Annotated in this window: 17 protein-coding genes and 1 riboswitch; of the genes, 3 read left to right on the forward strand and 14 right to left on the reverse strand. The window is 72.0% G+C overall.

Annotation, left to right across the window (positions count from 1 at the left end; genetic code table 11):
• Window positions 1-50: 50 nt before the first annotated feature.
• On the reverse strand, window positions 51-2432 hold the full coding sequence (locus ACFSDF_RS03470; protein ID WP_377156190.1) for a (Fe-S)-binding protein: 2382 nt from the start codon (window positions 2430-2432) through the stop codon (window positions 51-53).
• A gap of 124 nt (window positions 2433-2556) precedes the next feature.
• On the reverse strand, window positions 2557-3762 hold the full coding sequence (locus tag ACFSDF_RS03475) for an MFS transporter (RefSeq protein WP_377156192.1): 1206 nt from the start codon (window positions 3760-3762) through the stop codon (window positions 2557-2559).
• Window positions 3763-3824: 62 nt separating this feature from the next.
• Window positions 3825-3884: riboswitch (guanidine-III (ykkC-III) riboswitch) on the forward strand.
• Window positions 3885-3912: 28 nt separating this feature from the next.
• Between ACFSDF_RS03475 and ACFSDF_RS03480 the strand changes: the two genes are divergently transcribed.
• Window positions 3913-4227, forward strand: a complete 315-nt coding sequence (locus ACFSDF_RS03480; protein ID WP_167006698.1) for a DMT family transporter — start codon at window positions 3913-3915, stop codon at window positions 4225-4227.
• A gap of 180 nt (window positions 4228-4407) precedes the next feature.
• Here ACFSDF_RS03480 and ACFSDF_RS03485 read toward each other — a convergent pair whose 3' ends face one another.
• Window positions 4408-4953, reverse strand: coding sequence for a DUF4916 domain-containing protein (locus ACFSDF_RS03485; protein ID WP_167006696.1), 546 nt, complete (start codon window positions 4951-4953; stop codon window positions 4408-4410).
• Window positions 4954-5001: 48 nt separating this feature from the next.
• Here ACFSDF_RS03485 and ACFSDF_RS03490 point away from each other — a divergent pair, with 48 nt between their 5' ends.
• Window positions 5002-6465, forward strand: coding sequence for an MFS transporter (locus ACFSDF_RS03490; RefSeq protein WP_243843058.1), 1464 nt, complete (start codon window positions 5002-5004; stop codon window positions 6463-6465).
• Between the two features lie 32 nt (window positions 6466-6497).
• Here ACFSDF_RS03490 and ACFSDF_RS03495 read toward each other — a convergent pair whose 3' ends face one another.
• Genes ACFSDF_RS03495 through ACFSDF_RS03505 form a run of 3 tightly spaced genes read right to left on the reverse strand, consistent with a single transcriptional unit; the run spans window position 6498 to window position 8467 of the window.
• Window positions 6498-7223 carry a GPP34 family phosphoprotein gene (locus ACFSDF_RS03495; RefSeq protein ID WP_167006694.1) on the reverse strand — a complete coding sequence of 242 codons (726 nt, stop codon included), beginning with the start codon at window positions 7221-7223 and terminating at the stop codon, window positions 6498-6500.
• A gap of 40 nt (window positions 7224-7263) precedes the next feature.
• On the reverse strand, window positions 7264-7881 hold the full coding sequence (locus ACFSDF_RS03500; RefSeq protein WP_167006692.1) for a nitroreductase family protein: 618 nt from the start codon (window positions 7879-7881) through the stop codon (window positions 7264-7266).
• Window position 7882: 1 nt separating this feature from the next.
• Complete coding sequence (locus ACFSDF_RS03505) at window positions 7883-8467, reverse strand: hypothetical protein (RefSeq protein WP_167006689.1); 585 nt, start codon at window positions 8465-8467, stop codon at window positions 7883-7885.
• A gap of 61 nt (window positions 8468-8528) precedes the next feature.
• On the opposite strand from ACFSDF_RS03505, the gene ACFSDF_RS03510 reads away from it, so the two are divergent.
• Complete coding sequence (locus tag ACFSDF_RS03510) at window positions 8529-9185, forward strand: hypothetical protein (RefSeq protein ID WP_167251294.1); 657 nt, start codon at window positions 8529-8531, stop codon at window positions 9183-9185.
• Between the two features lie 7 nt (window positions 9186-9192).
• Here the strand turns inward: ACFSDF_RS03510 and ACFSDF_RS03515 are convergent, their stop codons facing one another.
• The 8 genes from ACFSDF_RS03515 to ACFSDF_RS03550 form a co-directional block, all read right to left on the reverse strand.
• Window positions 9193-9984, reverse strand: coding sequence for a DUF1295 domain-containing protein (locus ACFSDF_RS03515; protein WP_167006683.1), 792 nt, complete (start codon window positions 9982-9984; stop codon window positions 9193-9195).
• Entirely contained in the window at window positions 9981-11249 is a 1269-nt protein-coding gene (locus tag ACFSDF_RS03520; RefSeq protein ID WP_377156197.1) for a class I SAM-dependent methyltransferase, read from the reverse strand. The genes ACFSDF_RS03515 and ACFSDF_RS03520 overlap by 4 nt, the downstream gene beginning before the upstream one ends.
• The gene (locus ACFSDF_RS03525) at window positions 11246-12574 is read right to left on the reverse strand and encodes a class I SAM-dependent methyltransferase (protein WP_377156199.1); all 1329 of its coding nucleotides are present in this window, start codon (window positions 12572-12574) and stop codon (window positions 11246-11248) included. The genes ACFSDF_RS03520 and ACFSDF_RS03525 overlap by 4 nt, the downstream gene beginning before the upstream one ends.
• On the reverse strand, window positions 12571-13263 hold the full coding sequence (locus ACFSDF_RS03530) for a DUF1365 domain-containing protein (RefSeq protein ID WP_377156201.1): 693 nt from the start codon (window positions 13261-13263) through the stop codon (window positions 12571-12573). Before ACFSDF_RS03530 ends, ACFSDF_RS03525 begins: the two co-directional genes overlap by 4 nt.
• A complete protein-coding gene (locus tag ACFSDF_RS03535) occupies window positions 13260-14522 on the reverse strand; it encodes an NAD(P)/FAD-dependent oxidoreductase (RefSeq protein ID WP_377156203.1) in 1263 nt (420 codons plus the stop codon). Before ACFSDF_RS03535 ends, ACFSDF_RS03530 begins: the two co-directional genes overlap by 4 nt.
• A gap of 39 nt (window positions 14523-14561) precedes the next feature.
• A complete protein-coding gene (locus ACFSDF_RS03540) occupies window positions 14562-15062 on the reverse strand; it encodes a MarR family winged helix-turn-helix transcriptional regulator (protein ID WP_377156620.1) in 501 nt (166 codons plus the stop codon).
• 81 nt (window positions 15063-15143) lie between these two features.
• The gene (locus ACFSDF_RS03545) at window positions 15144-16649 is read right to left on the reverse strand and encodes a gamma-aminobutyraldehyde dehydrogenase (protein WP_167251306.1); all 1506 of its coding nucleotides are present in this window, start codon (window positions 16647-16649) and stop codon (window positions 15144-15146) included.
• Between the two features lie 173 nt (window positions 16650-16822).
• Window positions 16823-18442, reverse strand: a complete 1620-nt coding sequence (locus ACFSDF_RS03550) for a PucR family transcriptional regulator (RefSeq protein ID WP_377156205.1) — start codon at window positions 18440-18442, stop codon at window positions 16823-16825.
• Window positions 18443-18494: the final 52 nt, after the last annotated feature.

An 18494-nucleotide genomic window follows, 5' to 3' on the forward strand; every position in this document is an offset into this window, starting at 1 on the left:
GGCGGAACCCCTCATCGTTCGTGCACGCGTGGCGCGGGCCGCGAAGGAGATCAGGCCTTCGGGTGACCGTGGCCCTCGTCGTCGACGTGGACGTTGGACTCCTCGGCGATCGCCTCGTTCTCGGCGGCGCTGCCGACCTCGGGTGCGTCGAGCTTCTCGCCCTGACCCTCCGGGCGATCGAGCACCGCGGTCGCGGTCGCGGCCATACCCGCATCGGCGGCAGTCGCGTCCGGGCCCGGCTCGGTCGCCGCAGCGACGTCCGACCCGCGCTTGACGCCGGCGAGCAGCAGCTGCGCGACGTCGAGGACCTCGACCTCCTCACGGGCGTCGCCGTCGGCCTGCTTGGCCGTGAGACCGTCGGCGAGCATCACCCGGCAGAACGGGCAGCCCACCGCGATCTGGTCGGCGCCGGTGTCGATGGCTTCCTGGGTGCGGTTGAGGTTGATGCGCTCGCCGAGCGTCTCCTCCATCCACATCCGGGCGCCGCCGGCACCGCAGCAGAACGAGCGCTCGGAGTTGCGCGGCATCTCCTTGAACTCGGCGTTCGGGATGACGCTGAGCAGCTCGCGCGGCGCCTCGTACACCTGGTTGTGGCGTCCGAGGAAGCACGGGTCGTGGTAGGTGATCGTCTTGCCGCCCACGGCGCCCGCGGTCGGCGCCACCGGAGTCAGCCTGCCCTCGCGCACGAGGCGGTTGAGCAGCTGTGTGTGGTGGACGACCTCGAGCTCGACGCCGAACTCGGCGTACTCGTTCTTGAGCGTGTTGAAGCAGTGCGCACAGGTCGAGACGACCTTCTTGACCTTGGTCTCCTTGAAGACCTCGGCGTTCTGCATGGCGAGCTGGGCGAAGACGATCTCGTTGCCCGCCCGGCGCGCCGGGTCACCGGTGCAGGTCTCGCCGTCGCCGAGCACCGCGAAGGTCACGCCTGCGGTGTCGAGCAGCTCGGCGACCGCCTGCGTCGTCTTCTTGGCGCGGTCCTCGTATGCGCCAGCGCAGCCGACCCAGAACAGCCAGTCGACCTCGTCGAGATCCTCCACGTCGACACCGACCTGCTTCACCTCGAAGTCGAGGTCCTTCGCCCAGTCCATGCGGTTCTTGGGCGACATGCCCCAGGGGTTCCCCTTGCGCTCGAGGCCCTTGAAGATGTTGTTGAGCTCGGTGGGGAAGTTGGACTCGACGAGCACCTGGTAGCGGCGCATGTCGACGATGTGGTCGACGTGCTCGATGTCGACCGGGCACTGCTGGACGCACGCGCCGCAGTTGGTGCAGGACCACAGGACGTCGGGGTCGATCACGCCGTACATCGACTCGTCGCCGATCAGGGGGCGCTCGCCCTCCTTGAGGACCTCCTCGGGCAGACCCTCACGGCCGTCCTCGCCGGCGAGGACGTACGGGGACTTCGCGTACGCGTGCTCGCGCAGGCCCATCATGAGCAGCTTGGGCGACAGCGGCTTGTCGGTGTTCCAGGCGGGGCACTGGCTCTGGCAGCGGCCACACTCGGTGCACGTCGTGAAGTCGAGGATGCCCTTCCAGGAGAAGTCCTCGACCGCGCCGACGCCGAGCTTGTTGAAGTCCTCCTCCTCGAGGTCCTCCATCTTCTCGAGGTCGAGCGGCTCGCCCTTGATGTAGATCGGCTGCAGCGCGCCCAGTGCCGTACGGCCCGAGGACTCGCGCTTGAACCAGATGTTGAACCACGCGGTGAAACGGTGCCAGGCGACGCCCATCGTGATGTTGAGCGAGATCGTGATGAGCCAGGTCATCGAGATGACGATCTTGACCATCGCGACGGCGTAGATGGTCGTCTCGAGGGCGCTGGCCGACATGCCGGAGAAGATCTCGCCGAGCCAGAACGTGCCGGGGAATTGCACGAACGTCGCGTCGGAGGGGGCGTCGTGCGAGAACAGCGCGTACTCGAGGCCGCGCAGCAGGAAGCCGCAGACCACCACGGCAAGGATCACGGCCTCGACGAAGTACGCCTGCCAGAACGTCGAGCCGAAGAAGCGCGACTTGCGTCCGAGCGCGTTGGGCTTGTTGCGCTGCCGGACGAAGATCAGATAGAGGATGCCGATCAGCGTCAGCCAGGAGAACAGGTCGGCGACCCACTGGTAGACGACCCAGTGCCCGATGATCGGAAGCACGGCGTGGGCGTCGAAGACCTGGAAGTAGGCCGCGGCGACCATCGAGCTCAGCAGGATGAAGCCCGCGAACACGAACCAGTGCATGATGCCGATCCAGTGCCACTGGAGCATCCGGGTGTGGCCGATGGTCTCGACCAACATGTTCTTCCAGCGCGCGCCCTTGTCGTCGGTGCGCGTGCCAGGCGTGGGCCCACCCATCCGTACGACGCGCACCATCTGCGTGACCGCCTTGGCGGCGAGCGCGACGGCGACGGCGGTGATGGCCAGCGACACGATGATCGCGACGACCTGCATGCTCTTCTCCTGCCGAGAGATCTCCAGTCAAGCGAACTTTAGCCCGAGGTGATGGCGCTCCTACGGGTGAGGCTATCCAAACACTACCCGTCGGTAACATCTTGTGTCTCCCTGGCGGGGAGGGTCACGTGAGCGGGCGCTCCTCTTTGGCCGGTACGAGCGGTGCCGCGACGACCGGGAACAGTGCGACCAGGGCGAACATCACGGGGAACCCGGCCGCTGTCGCCACGGCTCCGAGGACCGGAGGTACGGCGGCCGCCGCGAGGTACTGGCCGGTGTTCTGGACGCCGAGCGCACGACCCGACCAGTACGGGCCGGCCCGCTCGGCGATGGCCGTGAACGCGAGCCCGTTGTCGGCGACCGTCACCACCGTCGCGACGACCAGCAGCGCGACGGCGACGGCATCCCAGCCGAGCCGGTCGGTCACCGCCAGCCCTGCCATCGTGACGGCAGCCGCGACCGCGACCCAGCGCATCGGACGCAGGCGGCTGGCGACGAGGTCGGAGACCTGTCCGGCGCCGATCCGGCCCAGTGCGCCGAGGAGCTGGGTCGCGGCGACCAGGCCGCCCGCCGCGCCCGGTGCCCAGCCGAGGTCGCCGACGAGCCAGACGAGCGCGAACGTCCAGACCGTGAACTGGGGGACGACCAGCAGCATCGAGGCGAGGTGGATGCGGGGGAGATACGGGCTCGTGTACGGGTGGCTGAGGTGGCCGGACGCCTGGGCGGTCGCACGGCTCGGACGGGGCGGGTCGGTGACGGCCGTGGCGCACGCGACGCCCGCGATCGCGGCGGCGGCGACGGGGACCCACAAGCCGGCGCCGAGCCCGGCGCCGGCCGCGAGCGGAGCCATTGTCGCGGCAGCGAGCCCGACACCGAGCGGCTGCGCCATCTGACGGATCCCCATTGCGAGGCCACGGCGGTGCGCGGGGAACCACCCCGCGACCACGCGACCCGATGCCGCCGAGGTGCTCGCCGCGAGCATCCCGGCGACGAGGAGCGCCAGGCACAGCGGGACGAGGCGATCGGCGACGACGACCGCGACCGCACCTGCCGCCGCGGTGCCGAGGGTGCCGCCGACGAGGACGACGCGCTCCCCGTACCGGTCGGCGATCGCGCCCCACGCGACCAGCGTGAGCATCGTCCCGACAAGCGGCATCGCGGCGACGGCCCCGGCGGTGGTGAGCGAGTGTCCGCGGTCCTGGAGTGCGGGGATGAGGAACGCGACGCCGTGAGCGAGGCAGGCGCCCGCCGCCTGGGCGAAGGTGGCGACGCCGAGCATCAGCCAGTGGCGTGCCGTGATCCGGGACGGCGCGGCTGCAGGCGCATCCATATGTTGAGACCCCGATCTCAGGATATGGAAATCGTAACGGCGTGTGCTGCTCGCGTAGGGTGGGGGCGGCCGTGAGGCCCCGGACGAGGGTGACGTACCCGGTGAAGCGAAGACGTCGCGACCGACTCGTCCGCGATCAAGGAGCTCGCCATGTCATGGCTCGTCCTCATCATCTCCGGCATCCTCGAAGCCGTCTGGGCCACCGCGCTCGGACGCTCCGACGGCCTCACCCGAGTCGTCCCCACCGTCGTCTTCGGCATCACCGTCGTGCTCAGCATGGTCGGTCTCGCCTACGCGATGCGCAGCCTCCCGACCGGGACCGCGTACGCCGTGTGGGTGGGCATCGGTGCCTCGTTGACCGTGGCGTACGCGATGGTGACGGGCGCCGAGCCCGTCTCAGCGTTGCGCGTCCTCTTCCTCGCGATGATCATCGGAGGGGTCGTCGGCCTGAAGGTCGTGCACTGAGGTCTCGACAGGCTCGACCGGCGGCGGGGTGGGTCTCGACAGGCTCGACCGGCGGGGGCGTGGGCGGGTCTCGACAGGCTCGACCGGCGGGGCGTGGGCGGGTCTCGACAGGCTCGACCGGCGGGGGCGTGGGCGGGTCTCGACAGGCTCGACCGGCGGGAACCCAGGCTCGACCGGCGGTCAGCCGCCCAGCAGCCCCAGGTAGCCGAGCGCCTGGCGCAGGAGCGCGCCGCGTCCGCCCTCCATCTCGGCGGCAACGGCGTCGGTCGCGGCCTCCGCGGGGGTGAACCAGGTGATCTCCAGCGCGTCCTGACGCGGGTGGCACTCGCCTGAGACCGGCACGACATACGCCAGCGCGACCGCGTGCTGACGCGGGTCGGAGAACTGCGAGGCGCCCGGGTAGGGGAAGTACTCGGTGACCGCGAACGGGACCGTGCTCACCGGCAGCACCGGGAACGCGGTGGGACCGAGGTCCTTCTCGAGGTGGCGCATGAGCGCGTCGCGGACCCGCTCGCCGTGCATCACGCGGCCGCTGACGAACGAGCGCGCGATCGTGCCGGTGTGCTGGGCGCCGCGCAGCAGCAGTCCGATCTCGGCGACGAGACCGTCGGGGTCCATGCGGACCGGGACCGCCTCGACGTACAGCATCGGGACGCGCTTGCGCGCCTCGTCGAGGTCGTCCTCGGAGAGCCAACCGGGATTGGGATCGGGCGTGCGTACCGTCATGGGCTCCATCCTTACCCATGGGGCCACAAGCGTGCGTACGGTGACGAGGTGGATGCCGTCGTTCGTCTTCGCACCGCGCCGGGGCGTTGGCTGCTGCTCGCGACCGTGCTCGGATCGAGCATGGCGATGCTCGACGGGACAGTCGTCAACGTCGCGCTGCCGACGATCGGCGAGGACCTGGACGCCGACGTCGGTGGTCTGCAGTGGGTGGTCAACGGCTACACCCTCGCGCTCGCCTCACTGATCCTGCTCGGTGGCGCGCTCGGCGACCGGTGGGGGAGGCGCCGCGTCTTCGTGATCGGGGTGATCTGGTTCGCGCTGGCGTCGCTGCTGTGCGGGATCGCGCCGAACGTCGAGATGCTGATCGCGGCGCGCCTCCTCCAAGGAGTCGGCGGCGCGCTGCTCACGCCCGGCAGCCTCGCCCTCATCTCGGCGTCGTTCGACCCCGACGACCGCGGCGCGGCGATCGGCGCCTGGTCCGGGCTCGGCGGAGTGGCGACCGCGCTCGGCCCGCTGCTGGGCGGATGGCTCGTCGAGGCGGTGAGCTGGCGCGCGGTGTTCCTCCTCAACCTCCCGTTCGCGGTCGCGATCGTGTGGATCTGCGGGCGTCACGTGCCGGAGAGCCGAGACCCCGACGCGCCCGCGCGCTTCGACGTCCTCGGCGTGGTGCTCACCGCGGGCGGTCTGGCGGCGCTCACATACGGGCTCATCGACTCGACCACGTGGATCGCGGTGGCAGGGCTTGTGGTGCTGCTGCTCTTCGTCGCGCAAGAGCACCGCAGCGCGAACCCGCTCGTGCCGCTCGGGCTGTTCGCCGACCGCGTGTTCGCGGGGGCCAACCTCGTGACGTTCGCCGTGTATGCGGCACTGGGCGCCGTCTTCTTCTTCCTCGTGGTGCAGCTGCAGGTCGTCGCGGGCTACTCGCCGCTGGCCGCCGGTGCCGCGACGCTGCCGGTGACCGTCCTCATGCTGCTCTTCTCGCCGGCGGCGGGACGTCTCGGGACGCGGATCGGCCCGCGGCTCCCGATGACGGTCGGGCCGCTCGTCGCGGCCGTCGGCCTGCTGCTCATGCTGCGCATCGGGGACGACGCGTCGTACCTCGTCGACGTCCTCCCCGGGGTGGTCGTGTTCGGCATCGGCCTGACGATCCTGGTGTCGCCGCTGACCACCGCCGTGCTCGCGGCCGCTCCGGACCACCTCGCCGGCACCGCGTCGGGAGTCAACAACGCGGTCGCGCGGACGGCGCAGCTGCTCGCCGTCGCGGCGCTGCCGCCGCTGGTCGGGATCGTCGGGGGAGCGCTGTCGGACCCGGTGCTCTTCGACGACGGGTTCGACCAGGCGATGCTCGTGTGCGTCGGGCTGCTCATCGCAGGTGCGGCGCTGGCGTTCGCGATGATCCGCGACCGCCCGAGCACGCACGCGATCCCGGTCGAGCAGCAGGCGGGCTGCGACGTCTGCGGGCCGCGGCCGTACCCGGTGGCGTCGTCGCGAGGAGCGCGGCCCGAACGCTAGGGCCAGAGACAGGGGTCAGAGAGCCGGAGGACTCAGACGGAGGCGGTCTCCGGCGCGGACGGGGCCGGCGGGGCGCCGTGGCTCGAGGCGGTGGCCGACGTGGCGAGAGCGGCGTGCACCGCGCGCTGGAAGGCCAGCACGTTGTCGGGGACGCTGTGGAGGCAGTTGCGCCCGTACGCCACATCGGCGCACCACTCCCGCATCCGTGCTGCCGAGGCCGGATTGCGCGAGGTCTCGGCGAGCGCGAGGAGGTCGGCGCCTCCGAGCACGGTGAGCAGCGCCGCCTCGCGCGGACCGAGCACCGGGTCCGAGGCCGACGCAGGCGTGCCCGAGGACGTGGCCAGGATGCTCGTGAGGTCGGCGCGCGCCGCGTCCGCCATCGCCGGGGCGGTCATGTGCCAGCGCACCAGGATCTTGAGGACGAGCGTGCGGTGCTCGTCGCGGCGGACCAGCCCCCGCACGGCCATCGTGTCGAGGACGGTCTCGGACAGGCCCGGGGCGAGGACGTGGATCGCGTCGCGCACCTTGAGCGGGATCTGGCCGGTGAGTCGCGACAAGCCGCTCCCGAGGACGGGGTGGCTGGGGCCGGTGCTGACGAGCTGGATCACGCCGTCGGAGTCGAGGCTCAGAGGGCCGGCCTGAGCGAGGTCGAGCAGCAGTGCGCCGGCGAGCGCCTGCTCGACGGCGGATGGATTCGCGCGCATCCTCCCGCTCTCGGGATCGAGCGCGAGCAGGGTGAGTTCCTCGGCGACCAGCATGCGGCGAGGCTACTCGTGATCTTGCTCACAGACCAGGGTCTTAGGTCCTGTCCTGCCCCCACCGGCCGCGGTGGACCACCTCCGACAGGGGGCGGCGACCACGTGCACGGGAGCCCTCGACGTCGTCCTCCGCGCGGTACCCGACGGTGATCGCGCCCACCGGGTCGTACCCGTCGGGGACGCCGAAGACGGCCCGGAGCTCGGCGGTACGCGCCGGCGGGATGCCGAAGAAGCAGGCGCCGAGCCCCTCGTCGACGGCGGTGAGGAGGACGAGGAGCGAGGCCATGCCGGTGTCGACGTACCAGTACGGGGCAGCCCATCGCGACTCGTCGCGGTCGGTCCAGCCCTTGTCGGCCTCGGCGTACCGGTCGAGGTAGGCCTCCTTGTGCGCGAGCGGCACGATCACGACGGGGGCCGTGCGCATGCCGCGCAGCCACCGCGACGGCGAGGCAGCGCGCTCCGGCGGGGTCGTCGCCGACCAGAACCGCGCGACGTCCTCCGGGGTGTCGAGCACGAGGAACGCCCAGCCCTGGCTGAAGCCGGCGCTCGGTGCACGGGTCGCATGCTCCAGCATCCGGTCGACGACCTCGCGAGGCACCGGGCGGGAGTCGTACGAGCGGACCATCCGCCGGCGTCGTACGACCTCGCGGAGCTCCACGTCAGGCCCCGAGGTCGTCGCTGTCGATCGCGAAGTGGGCGTCGGCCGCCTCCGCCTCCTCGTCGTACCCGTCCATCGGCCTGCCGAGCCGGGCGCGAAGGTTGCGCCGCGAGATCAGCAGCAGGTCCCACGTGCCGGTGTCGACCATGTCGGGGTCGAGGTGCTCGAGCGCACGGATGCCGATGTTGAGCCAGCGCTCGGCCGCCAGCGGCTCGCCGGCCTCGTCGTACAGGTCGCCCATGTAGTGGGCCGACAGCGGAGTGATGTGGCCGGACTTGCGGTAGCGGTCGGCGTACGGCGCGGGGTCGAGGCCGCGGCTCAGCGCGGCGCCCACGCGCACGACGTCGGGATGGATCGCGGAGACGCCGGCGGCGGCGTCGGCCATCGCGAGGACCTCCTCCTGGCGGTCGAACGCGCCGGCGTAGCCGAGGTACTCCGAGGCCGCGACGAGCAGCGAACGCGGGTTGACGTCGTCGACGAGCTCGTACTCGTCGGACGTGGCGAACTCGATGAGCTTCTCCGCCTTGTCGCGCGCCGAGAGGTCGGACTCCTCGACGGCATCGGCCTCGTCCCGCGTGATGCGCATGGCGTCCAGTATCGCCTGCGGGCCGCGGCGGTCCCTGCACCGGCAGGGCAGGATGGCGCGCATGGAGGCGTCGGTGGTGGAGTCCGGTCCGGGGTGGGCTTTGTGGCGTGCCGAGGGCGGGACGTTCCTCGAGGTCGTCGACGACCTGGCGCGCGTGCTGCCGGAGGGCGTCGACGCCGCGACAGTGGGGGCGGCGTGGCCGCGCGGGCGCTGGACGTTCACCTTTACGGGCACCCCGGTGCCGTACGAGGCTCCGATGGGTGTGCGGGCCGACCCGCTCCTCACGGCCGCGATGACGGTGCTCGCGGCGGCCAAGCAGGCGCGGCTGCACGAGGCCAGAGCCACGTTCGGCGAGCTGCGTACGGACGTGCCCGCCGCCGGCGTCGCCGCCGCGACCGTGACGGCGGTCCTCGACGTACGGGCGTCGCGCGAGGCCGACCGCGATGCGCTCGTGGAGGCCGTACGGGCTCAGGCAGCCGCGCGTGCGGAGCGTGACCGTACGAGCGTCGAGGTCACGGCGGGTGACGTGACCGGCGCCGTGGCTCTCGACGCCGATGCGGTGGCGGCTCTCGTGGCGGCGCTCGGCGCACCCACGGTGAGCTCGCCCGGCGCTGACCGTGCCGCTGCCCTCGCGGTCCGTGGGGAGCGGGCGGTCGCGCTCGTGCTGCGCCACCGCGACGACACCCTCGTCCGCGCCGCACTCGCCGCCCTGCCGTGAGGCCCCGTCAGCGCTTCGGCGGGAGAGGGAGGAAGCCGGAAGTGCGGCGCATGTAGTCGCGGTAGGCGGGGCGCTGCGACATCCGGCGCTCGAGCACCCTCTTGCCGGACCCGAACGCCAGCAGGTAGACCATGAGCGCCGGCGCGAAGACGGTCAGCGCGCCCGGCCAGCGGTCGGCCGTCACGAGGAACAGCCCGACCCACACGCAGGCGTCGCCGAAGTAGTTCGGGTGCCGCGTCCAGGCCCACAGGCCGCGGTCCATCACCGGCGGGCGCGCATCCTTCGGCTGGGCCTTGTAGCGGTCGAGCTGCCAGTCGCCGACCGCCTCGAAGACCATCCCGATGCCCCAGACCACGACACCCGCGTACGCCAGTGCGCCGAGCGGGGCGTCGAGGAACATCCCGACCTGGACGGGCGCCGAGATCACCCACGCGAGCACACCCTGCAAGCCGTACACGACGGCGACGATGCCGAGCTCGCCTCGGTCGCGCAGGAACTCCTCGTAGCGCGGATCCTCACCGGCCCCGCGGCTGCGCCGGCCGATGTGGACCGCGAGCCGCAGACCCCACACAAGCACCAGCACGAGGAGGAGCCAGCGGCGCGCATCGTCGCCGTGCCCCGCCGAGGCGACGAACGCGACCACCGCGACCGCGCAGAACAGCAGCCCCCACGCCACGTCGATGACGGCGTGCTTGCCGGCGACCTTCGACGCGAGGTACGTGACGGCGAGGACCGCGACGACGCCGAGCGCGGTCCACGGCAGCGCGCCCCAGAAGGCGCTGTCGAGGTGGGACGTCATGCGGCGGACCTCGTGACGAGCACCTGGTCGACCCCCATCCGGCCCTGCGCGAAGGCGAGTCCGCCGCCGACGAGATAGATCCGCCACATCCGGGCCTGCTCCTCGCCGACGAGCGCGACCGCCTCGTCGAAGCGCTTCTCGTACGCCGCCTGCCAGTCGGCGACCGTACGGACGTAGTCCTCACGCATCGCCTCGACGTCGAGGATCTCGAATCCTGCCCGCTCGACGTACGCGAGTGTCTCCGGCAGCGGTCGCATGTGCATGTCGGGCGCGATGTAGGTCTCGATGAAGGGCCCTCCACCCGGTGCTGAGCCGGCGCGGCGCGACATCTGCTGGACGAGCACCCGGCCGCCCGGCCGGACGTGGTGGCGCAGGACGGAGAGGTACGTCGCATAGTTCTCCTCGCCGACGTGCTCGCCCATCTCGATCGAGGCCACGGCGTCGAAGCCGCGCCCGTCCGCCGTACGGTCGAGGGCGTCGAGCACCCGGTAGTCCTGGCGCCGAACCTCGACGAGGTCGGCGAGGCCGCGCCGCTGTGCCTGCTCCGTGACGTACGCGTGCTGCTGCGCGGACAGCGTGATGCCGACGCCCCGGGCACCGCGGTGCTCGGCCGCGTGCAGCGCCAGCGAGCCCCAGCCGCACCCGACGTCGAGCAACGTCTGTCCCTCAGTGAGCCCGAGCTTGTCGCAGATCAGATCGAGCTTGGCGGTCTGCGCCTGCTCCAGGGTGACGTCGTCGGCGCGGTAGGAGGCGCTCGAGTACGCCATCGTCGGGTCGAGGAACAACGCGTAGAACGCGTTCGACAGGTCGTAGTGGGCGGCGATCACGTCGGCGTCGCGGCGGCGGGTGTGGCGTTCGCCGTCCAGCCGGATCTCGCCGGCCGGCGGACGTGGTCTGGGGCCGAAGGCGCCCAGGCGCAGCGCGGCCGGGAAGGCGCCCACCCACGTGCGCCAGCCCGGCCGCGTGGGCGCGGGACGGTCGGCGACGCCGTCCCACACTGTCCGCAGGCCGTCGGCGAGCGCGTCGGCCCCGCCCGGGACGTCGAGGTCGCCCGCGATGTAAGCCCGCGCGAGCCCGAGCTCGCCCGGAGACCAGAGGAGATGCCGCAAGGCACGGCGCGAACGGACGTCCAGCAGCGGCGCGTCGGACGGCCCCGCCGTGCTCCCGTCCCACGCCCGGACCCGGACGGGCGGTGAGGCGCCGAGAAAGGGGGTGACGAGGTCGAGGAGCCGGTGCGCGGCCCCGTACGGGGTGGTCTCGCTCATGCGGTCGGACCTTCCTGGGGATCGTCGGCCGGCTTCACCAGGCCGTACTGGACGACGTCGAGATAGCCGGAGCGGAAGCCGGCCTCGGAGTAGGCGAGGTAGAACGACCACATCCGCCGGAACACCGCATCGAACCCGAGCGCCGCCACGTCGTCGGCGCGTGCCTCGAAGCGGGCACGCCAGCGGCGCAGCGTCTCGGCGTAGTGCAACCCCATCGAGAACGCCGAGTCGATGCGCAGCCCCGCCGCCTCGGTGCACTCCGCGACGACCTCTTTCGACGGGAGGGCGCCGCCCGGGAAGATGTAGGTGAGCACCCACGTGCCGGTGTCACGGCTGGCGAGCATTCGGTCGTGCGGCATCGTGATCGCCTGGAGCCCGACCCGCCCGCCGGGCGCGAGCAGGCGCGAGAGGGTCGCGAAGTACTCGTCCCAGTGCTCCGCGCCGACGGCCTCGATCATCTCGACGCTGGCGATCGCGTCGTAGCTGCCCTGGGTGTCGCGGTAGTCCTGCAGCAGCACCCGCACGCGGTCGCCGAGCCCGGCGTCCAGGAGGCGCCTGCGCGCGAGCGTCGCCTGCTCCTGCGACAGCGTGATCGTCGTGACCTCGGCGCCGCGGTCGGCTGCCTCGAGCGCGAGCTCGCCCCACCCGGTGCCGATCTCGAGGAGCCGAGTGCCCGGTCCGGCTCCGGCGAGGTCGAGCACCCGGGCGACCTTGAGGCGCTGCGCGTCGGCGAGCGTCTCGGAGCCGAGATCGACAGGCTCGCCGAGCGCGTGGAGCGCGGGCTCCTCCGGGAAGAGGGCCGCGGAGTAGCTGAGGGTCGGGTCGAGGAAGGTGCGGAAGAGGTCGTTCGACAGGTCGTAGTGGTGCGCGATGTTCGCGCGCGACCCGTCACGCGTGTTGGCGTCGCCGCGGGGCCGGCGAGGCACCGCGAACCGTCGCAGGCGTTGGAGCGGACGCGGGACGAGCGTCGCCGCATGCTCCGCGAGCACCGTGAGGACTCCGGCGAGGTCGTCGGCCTCCCAGTCGCCCGCCATGTACGACTCCCCGAACCCGATCAGCCCGCGGGAGCCGAGCCGCTCGTGGAAGGCGTCAGGCCGGACGAGCCGGAGCTCAGGATCGTCCGGCCCGCCTGCGCCTCGTACCGTCCCGTCGGGCCAGCGCAGCCGAAGCGGGAGCCGTCGCGCGGCACCCGCGACGACCACGCGGGCCGCAACGGCGCGCAGGCGGCTCCGCGGGACCTCGGCGACGTACGGCCATCGCGCGGGATCGATGTCGACGTTGGCGCCGCCGAGGTGGTGGGTCGGGGCGAGTCGCAGTGTGGTCATGCGTGTCCTCCTCGAGGGAACGGGCGCAGGCCCTTGAGATAGAGGCGGATGCCGTGCCACCGGATCGCGGCGCTCACGCCGCGGGTGCGCCACGGTCGCAGCGGAGCACGCCAGAGCGACGCGTTAGCGCTGCGAGTGCCTGTCATGGTCGCGGTGAACGGCGGGTGGCCCGGCCGGTCGAGCGTGATGACGACGATCAGTGCGTCGTCGGGCTCGGGGACGCGCAGCGCATACCGGCCTTCGACCGGGTTGAACGGGGAGACGTAGAACGCCTTGTCGGTCTCGGCGCGGCCGTCGGCGTCGGGCTGGAGCAGATAGCAGTGGCGACCGCCGTAGGTGTTGCGCACCTCGGCGACGACGTGGCTGACCGCGTCGTCGGCCCCGTGGCACCAGAACACCGTCAGCGGGTCGAACGCGTGGCCGAGCATGCGCGGCTGCGCCAGCATCCTCACCCGAGCGGGCCGAGGAACACCGGACTCTGCGAGCCAGGAGTCGAGGTTCTCGCGGATCGTGCGCGCGGAGTCGCCGAGGTGGTCGGCGCTGTGGAAGCCGGTCAGCCAGCGCAGCCCACGTGGCAGCCGTGGCACCTCGTCGAGGTCGACGAGCCAGTACGCCTGCCGCGAGCGGAGCGCGTACCGGACGGGCCCGCGCCGCTGGTGTCGGACCACGACGTCGTAGCGCGCCGTCACCACCGCACCCCCAGGCTCTCGGCGGCCTGCACTCCCGAGCGGCAGCCGTCCTCGTGGAAGCCCCAGCCGTGGTAGGCGCCGGCGAAGGCGAGCACGCCGTCGTTCAGCGTGGGCAGCATCGGCTGAGTCCCGACGGACTCCGGGGTGAAGACCGGGTGTGCGTAGTCCATCCGAGCGAGGACGCGGTCCTCTGCGACCGCGCCGCCGTCGTCGTTGAGCGTGACGAACCATCGGGGCTCAGGATCGAGCCGCTGGAGGCGGTTCATGTCGTAGCTGACGCGGACCGCCGACGACCGGGCGTCGCAGGCAGGCATCCGGTAGTTCCAGGACGCAGCGGCGCGCTGGTGCCGCGGCATCACCCGGGTGTCGGTATGGAGCACGGTCGCGTTGCGCGAGTAGCGCCACGGGCCGAGCGCGGCGACCTGGTCCGGCGTCGGATCGGCGAGCAGGCGGAGCGCGTCGTCGGCGTGCGTCGCGACGACCGCGACGTCGAAACGGCGGTGGTCGCCGTCGGCGTCGTGGACGAGGACGCCGTCGTGCACGCGCGCCACCGCCCGTACGGGCAGGGACGTGTGGGTGGCGGTCAGCCCCTTCGAGAGCCGCTCGACGTATCGCGCCGACCCGCCGACGACCGTCCGCCACGGCGGTGAGCCGGAGACGGAGAGCATCCCGTGGTGGGCGAGGAACTGGAAGAGGTAGCGGGCGGGATAGGCGGCGGCGGTCTCGGCGTCGCACGACCACACCGCGGAGACGAGCGGGACCACGAAGTGCTGACGGGCGTAGGCGCTGAAGCGGTGGCGGTCGAGGAAGGCGCCGAGCGTGAGCCCGGTGTCGGCGCCGTCGTCGAGGTGGGCGCGCGCGGCACGGTGGAAGCGTGGGATGTCGGCAAGCATCCGCAGGTACGCGCCGCGGGCCAGGTGCCCCGCTGTCGGGAGCAGGCCCGGCAGGCCTCGTGCCCCTGCGTACTCCAGACCGCAGCCGTCGCAGCGGACGGACATGCTCATCTCGGAGGCCTGGGTCGCGACGCCGAGCTCATGGAAGAGCCGGACGAGGTGCGGGTAGGTCTGCTCGTTGTGCACGATGAAGCCGCTGTCGACGCCGACCGTACGGCCGTGCGCGTCGAGCAGGTCGTGCGTGTGGGCGTGGCCCCCCAGACGGTCGTCGGCCTCGTACACCGTGACGTCGTAGGCACGTTGGAGCAGGTACGCGGCCGTCAGGCCGGACACCCCCGCACCGATCACCGCCGCGCGGCGCCTCATCGGACCCCCCTGCGTCGTCCCATGCAGGTGGTTCGTCGCTCAGGCGCTCGAGGATGGGTCCCCGAGCGACTCTTCTGTGTCGTCGTGGTCGGCGAAGCCGCGCAGCAGGTCGATCGCCTCGGCGAGGAAGACGTGGATCTGGTCCGCGACCTCGTCGTCGAGCTCTCCGGTGAGGGAACGGATGGCCGTGATGAGCGGAGCGGCCGCGCGTGCGGCGTCGGTGTACGCCGAGTCGGTCGGGACCAGGCTCGTCCGGCGCTTGTCCGTCGGATGGGAGGCACGCTCCATGTGGCCCGACGAGACCAGGCGGTCGACGGCCACCGTCGCAGAGGCCGAGCGGATGCCGAGGTTGTGGGCGAGGTCGCCGACACCCATCGGGTCCGGGAGTGCCGCCATTGCGTGGTCGAGCGCCTGGGCGTCCGTGATGCCGATGCCGATGTCGGAGGCGAGGCGTGCATGGACCGACGGGGCGAGGCGGAGCAGCTCGCGCAGCTGCATCCCGACCTGGAAGCGGACGTCGTTCCGGTCGATGGGAGGCATGGGATCCACGGGCTCATGCTACGGGATGATACCCGTAGATTATCTATCTATCTTCGGAAGGGCCGACTTTCCTGTCAGAGGTCATGCGGTGAGGACCGTGCTGTGCCACCCCTTGCGCGGCTCGCCGGTGAGGTCCTGCATCACGTGCTTGGCCTGGGTGTACTCGTCGAACGAGTAGGTGCTCATGTCCTTGCCGTAGCCGGACTGCTTATAGCCGCCGTGCGGCATCTCGGACACGATCGAGATGTGGTCGTTGATCCACACGCAGCCTGCCTGGATCTCGGCCGCCGCCCGCTGCGCGCGATAGACGTCGCGGGTCCACGCCGACGCGGCGAGCCCGTACGGAGTGTCGTTCGCCAGTCGGATCGCCTCGTCGTCGGAGTCGAAGGGGAGCGCGACCAGGACGGGGCCGAAGATCTCGTTCTGGACGGCCTCCGCGTCCTGCGGGAGCCCGGTCAGCAACGTCGGCTCGTAGTAGAAGCCCGGGCGGTCGGGCGCGCTGCCGCCGCACACCACGTCGGCGCCGGCGGCGCGGGCGCGCTCGACCATCGCGGCCACCTTGTCGCGGTGCGCCGCCGAGCTGAGCGCCCCGAGGTCGGTCGCAGGATCGGTCGGATCGCCGATCACGACCTTGCGCATCAGCTCCGCCACCCCGTTCACGAAGTCGTCGAAGCGGCTCGCGTGCACGTACGCCCGGGTAGCCGCCGTGCAGTCTTGACCGCCGTTGATGAGCGAGCCGGCGACGGCGCCTCTGACGGCGGCCTCGAGGTCGGCGTCGTCGAAGACCACGAACGGCGCCTTGCCGCCGAGCTCGAGGTGGACGCGCTTGACCGAGGCCGCAGCGGTCGTCGCGATCTGCTTGCCGACCGCGGTGGAGCCGGTGAACGAGACCATCCGGACGTCGGGGTGGCCGACGAGTGCGGTGCCCGTCGACCGGCCGGGACCGTTGACCACGTTGAAGACGCCGTCCGGGATCCCTGCCTCGGTTGCCGCACGGGCGAACATCAGGGAGGTGAACGGCGTGATCTCGGCGGGCTTGAGCACGATCGTGTTTCCCGCGGCGATGGCGGGGAGGACTTTCCAGGCCGCCATCTGGAGCGGGTAGTTCCAAGGGGCGATCGAGCCGACGACGCCGAGCGACTCACGGCGGATCGACGACGCATGGTCGGGGGAGTAGCGACCGGTGGCCTTGCCTTCGAGGTTGCGCGCTGCGCCGGCGAAGAAGGCGGTGTTGTCGATGGTCCCGGGCACGTCGAACTCCGTCGACATCCGGATCGACTTGCCGGTCTGGAGGGTCTCGGCGGCGGCGAGCTCGCTCGCGATCTCCTCCAGGCGGGCCGCCAGGGCGTGCATGGCCGCGCTGCGCTCACCCGGCGTCGCGCCGGACCACTCGGGATACGCCTGCTCGGCCGCCGACACGGCGTCGTCGACGTCGGACTGCGTCGCCGACGCGAAGCTCCGGACCACCTCGCCGGTCGCCGGGTTCGTGACCACGACGTCCTCGGGTCCGGAGCCGTCGAGGAAGCGCCCTGCGACGTACTGGCCGGCGGGGATGCTGCGGGGATCGAAGGCGCGCGGTGCGGTCATGCGGCGATTCCAGCACGACATCCGGGCGCGGACAACAGCCGGTGTGTCACCGCGGCGAGGTCCGCCGTGACGTCCTGTCGCCGGTCGGACCGTCTGCTGTTCTCATCGGAACGGAGCGACGAGCCCCAGCAGGAGCGGCTACGGGAGGCTGCGGCCCATGCGCAGTCCTTTAGTCAGCGGCGCTGGTCGTGCACCATCAGCGCGACGCCGAGAGCCAGCCGGGAGTCGGGGTCGTCGAGGTCGACCTCGAGGATCTGCTCGAGCCGGTGGAGACGCTTGTAGAGCGCGGGGCGGCTGCGGTGGCTGACCCGGGCGAGCTCGGTCTTGTTGCCACCGACGGCGAGGTACTGGCGGAGCAGGGCGAGCATGCCGTCGTCGTGCGTGGCCTCGTGGACGAGCAGGTGGTCGAGCTCGGACTCCGCGAAGGCCTGCACCCGAGGGTCGTCGTGCAGCAGGGCGACGAGACCCCGGAGTCGGACGTCACGGGCGCGGAAGAACGGGCGCCGACGGCCGGGCGGGAGCGCATGCGCGACCTCGGCGACGTGCCGGGCGTGCCGCAGGCTCGCGCCGGCGGTGAGGAGAGTGGCGGCCGGCTCGCCTGCGCCCACGGCGACGGCGTCGAGGTCGGGTTGGCGCAGGACCTGCACGTGCAACGCGTCGGCGAACGCCTCCAGCGCGGTGTCTTCGGGGCGGCCGCCGGCGGCGAGGAGGACGGCGACCTCGGCCGGGCCGAGCGAGCCGAGGAGGACGGGGACCCGTACGGTGCGTGCCGCCTGGGCGACGCGCTCGAGGAGTCCGCGGGCGCGGCGGTGGACGGCGACGGGGTCGGTCGGGCTCGTGCCGCGGGGCGCCGATCGCACCACGAGCGCGACGTACGGGGCGGCGGGCGGCAGCCCGAGTGAGCGCGCTCGGGCATCGGCTTCGGCGTCGTCGCGGATGCGACCATCGGCCAGCTCGGAGAGGAAGCCGCCCTGCGCCTGGTGGGCGATGCCGAACCTGTCGCTCTCCGCCATCCGGCCGAGCTCGAGCGCCTGCGCGGCGCGTTCGAGGACCATCGCCAGACGTGCCTGGTCGGACGCGGGGTTGACGACGACGAGCCTGCCCCAGCGCTGCTGGAGCCCGACCGGCGTCACCATCCATCCCTCAGGTCCGGTCAGCCCCGCGGTCCCGGTGGGAGCAACGAGGCGGGAGCGCTTCTCCCAGTCCTTGAGCAGACCGCTGGCTGGCCGGCCGACGGCCGCGTACGCGACGACGTGCCGGGAGAGGTCCTCCAGGACGACGGAGGATCCGGCGAGCTCGGCGGTCGCCTCGACGATCGCCTGCGCGCCGGCGCCTTCGAGGCTGAGTGCGGTGAACCGCTCGTGCACCCGTCGCGCGAAGTCGACCCGCTCGTACTGCTCGGCGACGATCGCGCGGTGCACCTGCTCGGTGATCTCGACGAAGCGGGTCTTGCGCCGCAGCGCGATCACGGGGAAGCGGCGCTCGCGAGCCACGCGAAGCGCGGCGAGGGGGACCTCCGGGAACGCGTCGCCGACCTCGACGATCAGACCGGTTGCACCGGCCTCGACGAGATCGGCCACGTACGCCGCGGCGTCCTTGCCGCCGCCGCGCATCGCCAGCCCGGTCGAGAGCAGCAGCTCGCCGCCGGTGAGCAGCCCGGTCACCTCGCGCACCTCGCTCACGTGGACCCAGCGCACCGGGCGGTCGAGCCGGTCCGCACCGGAAAGGACCTCGGGCTTGGCGGCGCGGACGGCGTCCGAGGCGAGGACGGCGCGCAAGGTCGGGAGAGGCACGGGATCAGCGTACGGTTCGTCGCCGCCGCGCGTGAGCGGGGCGACGGATCGT

It is taken from the genome of Mumia zhuanghuii (assembly GCF_042681565.1).
GTDB lineage: Bacteria > Actinomycetota > Actinomycetes > Propionibacteriales > Nocardioidaceae > Mumia.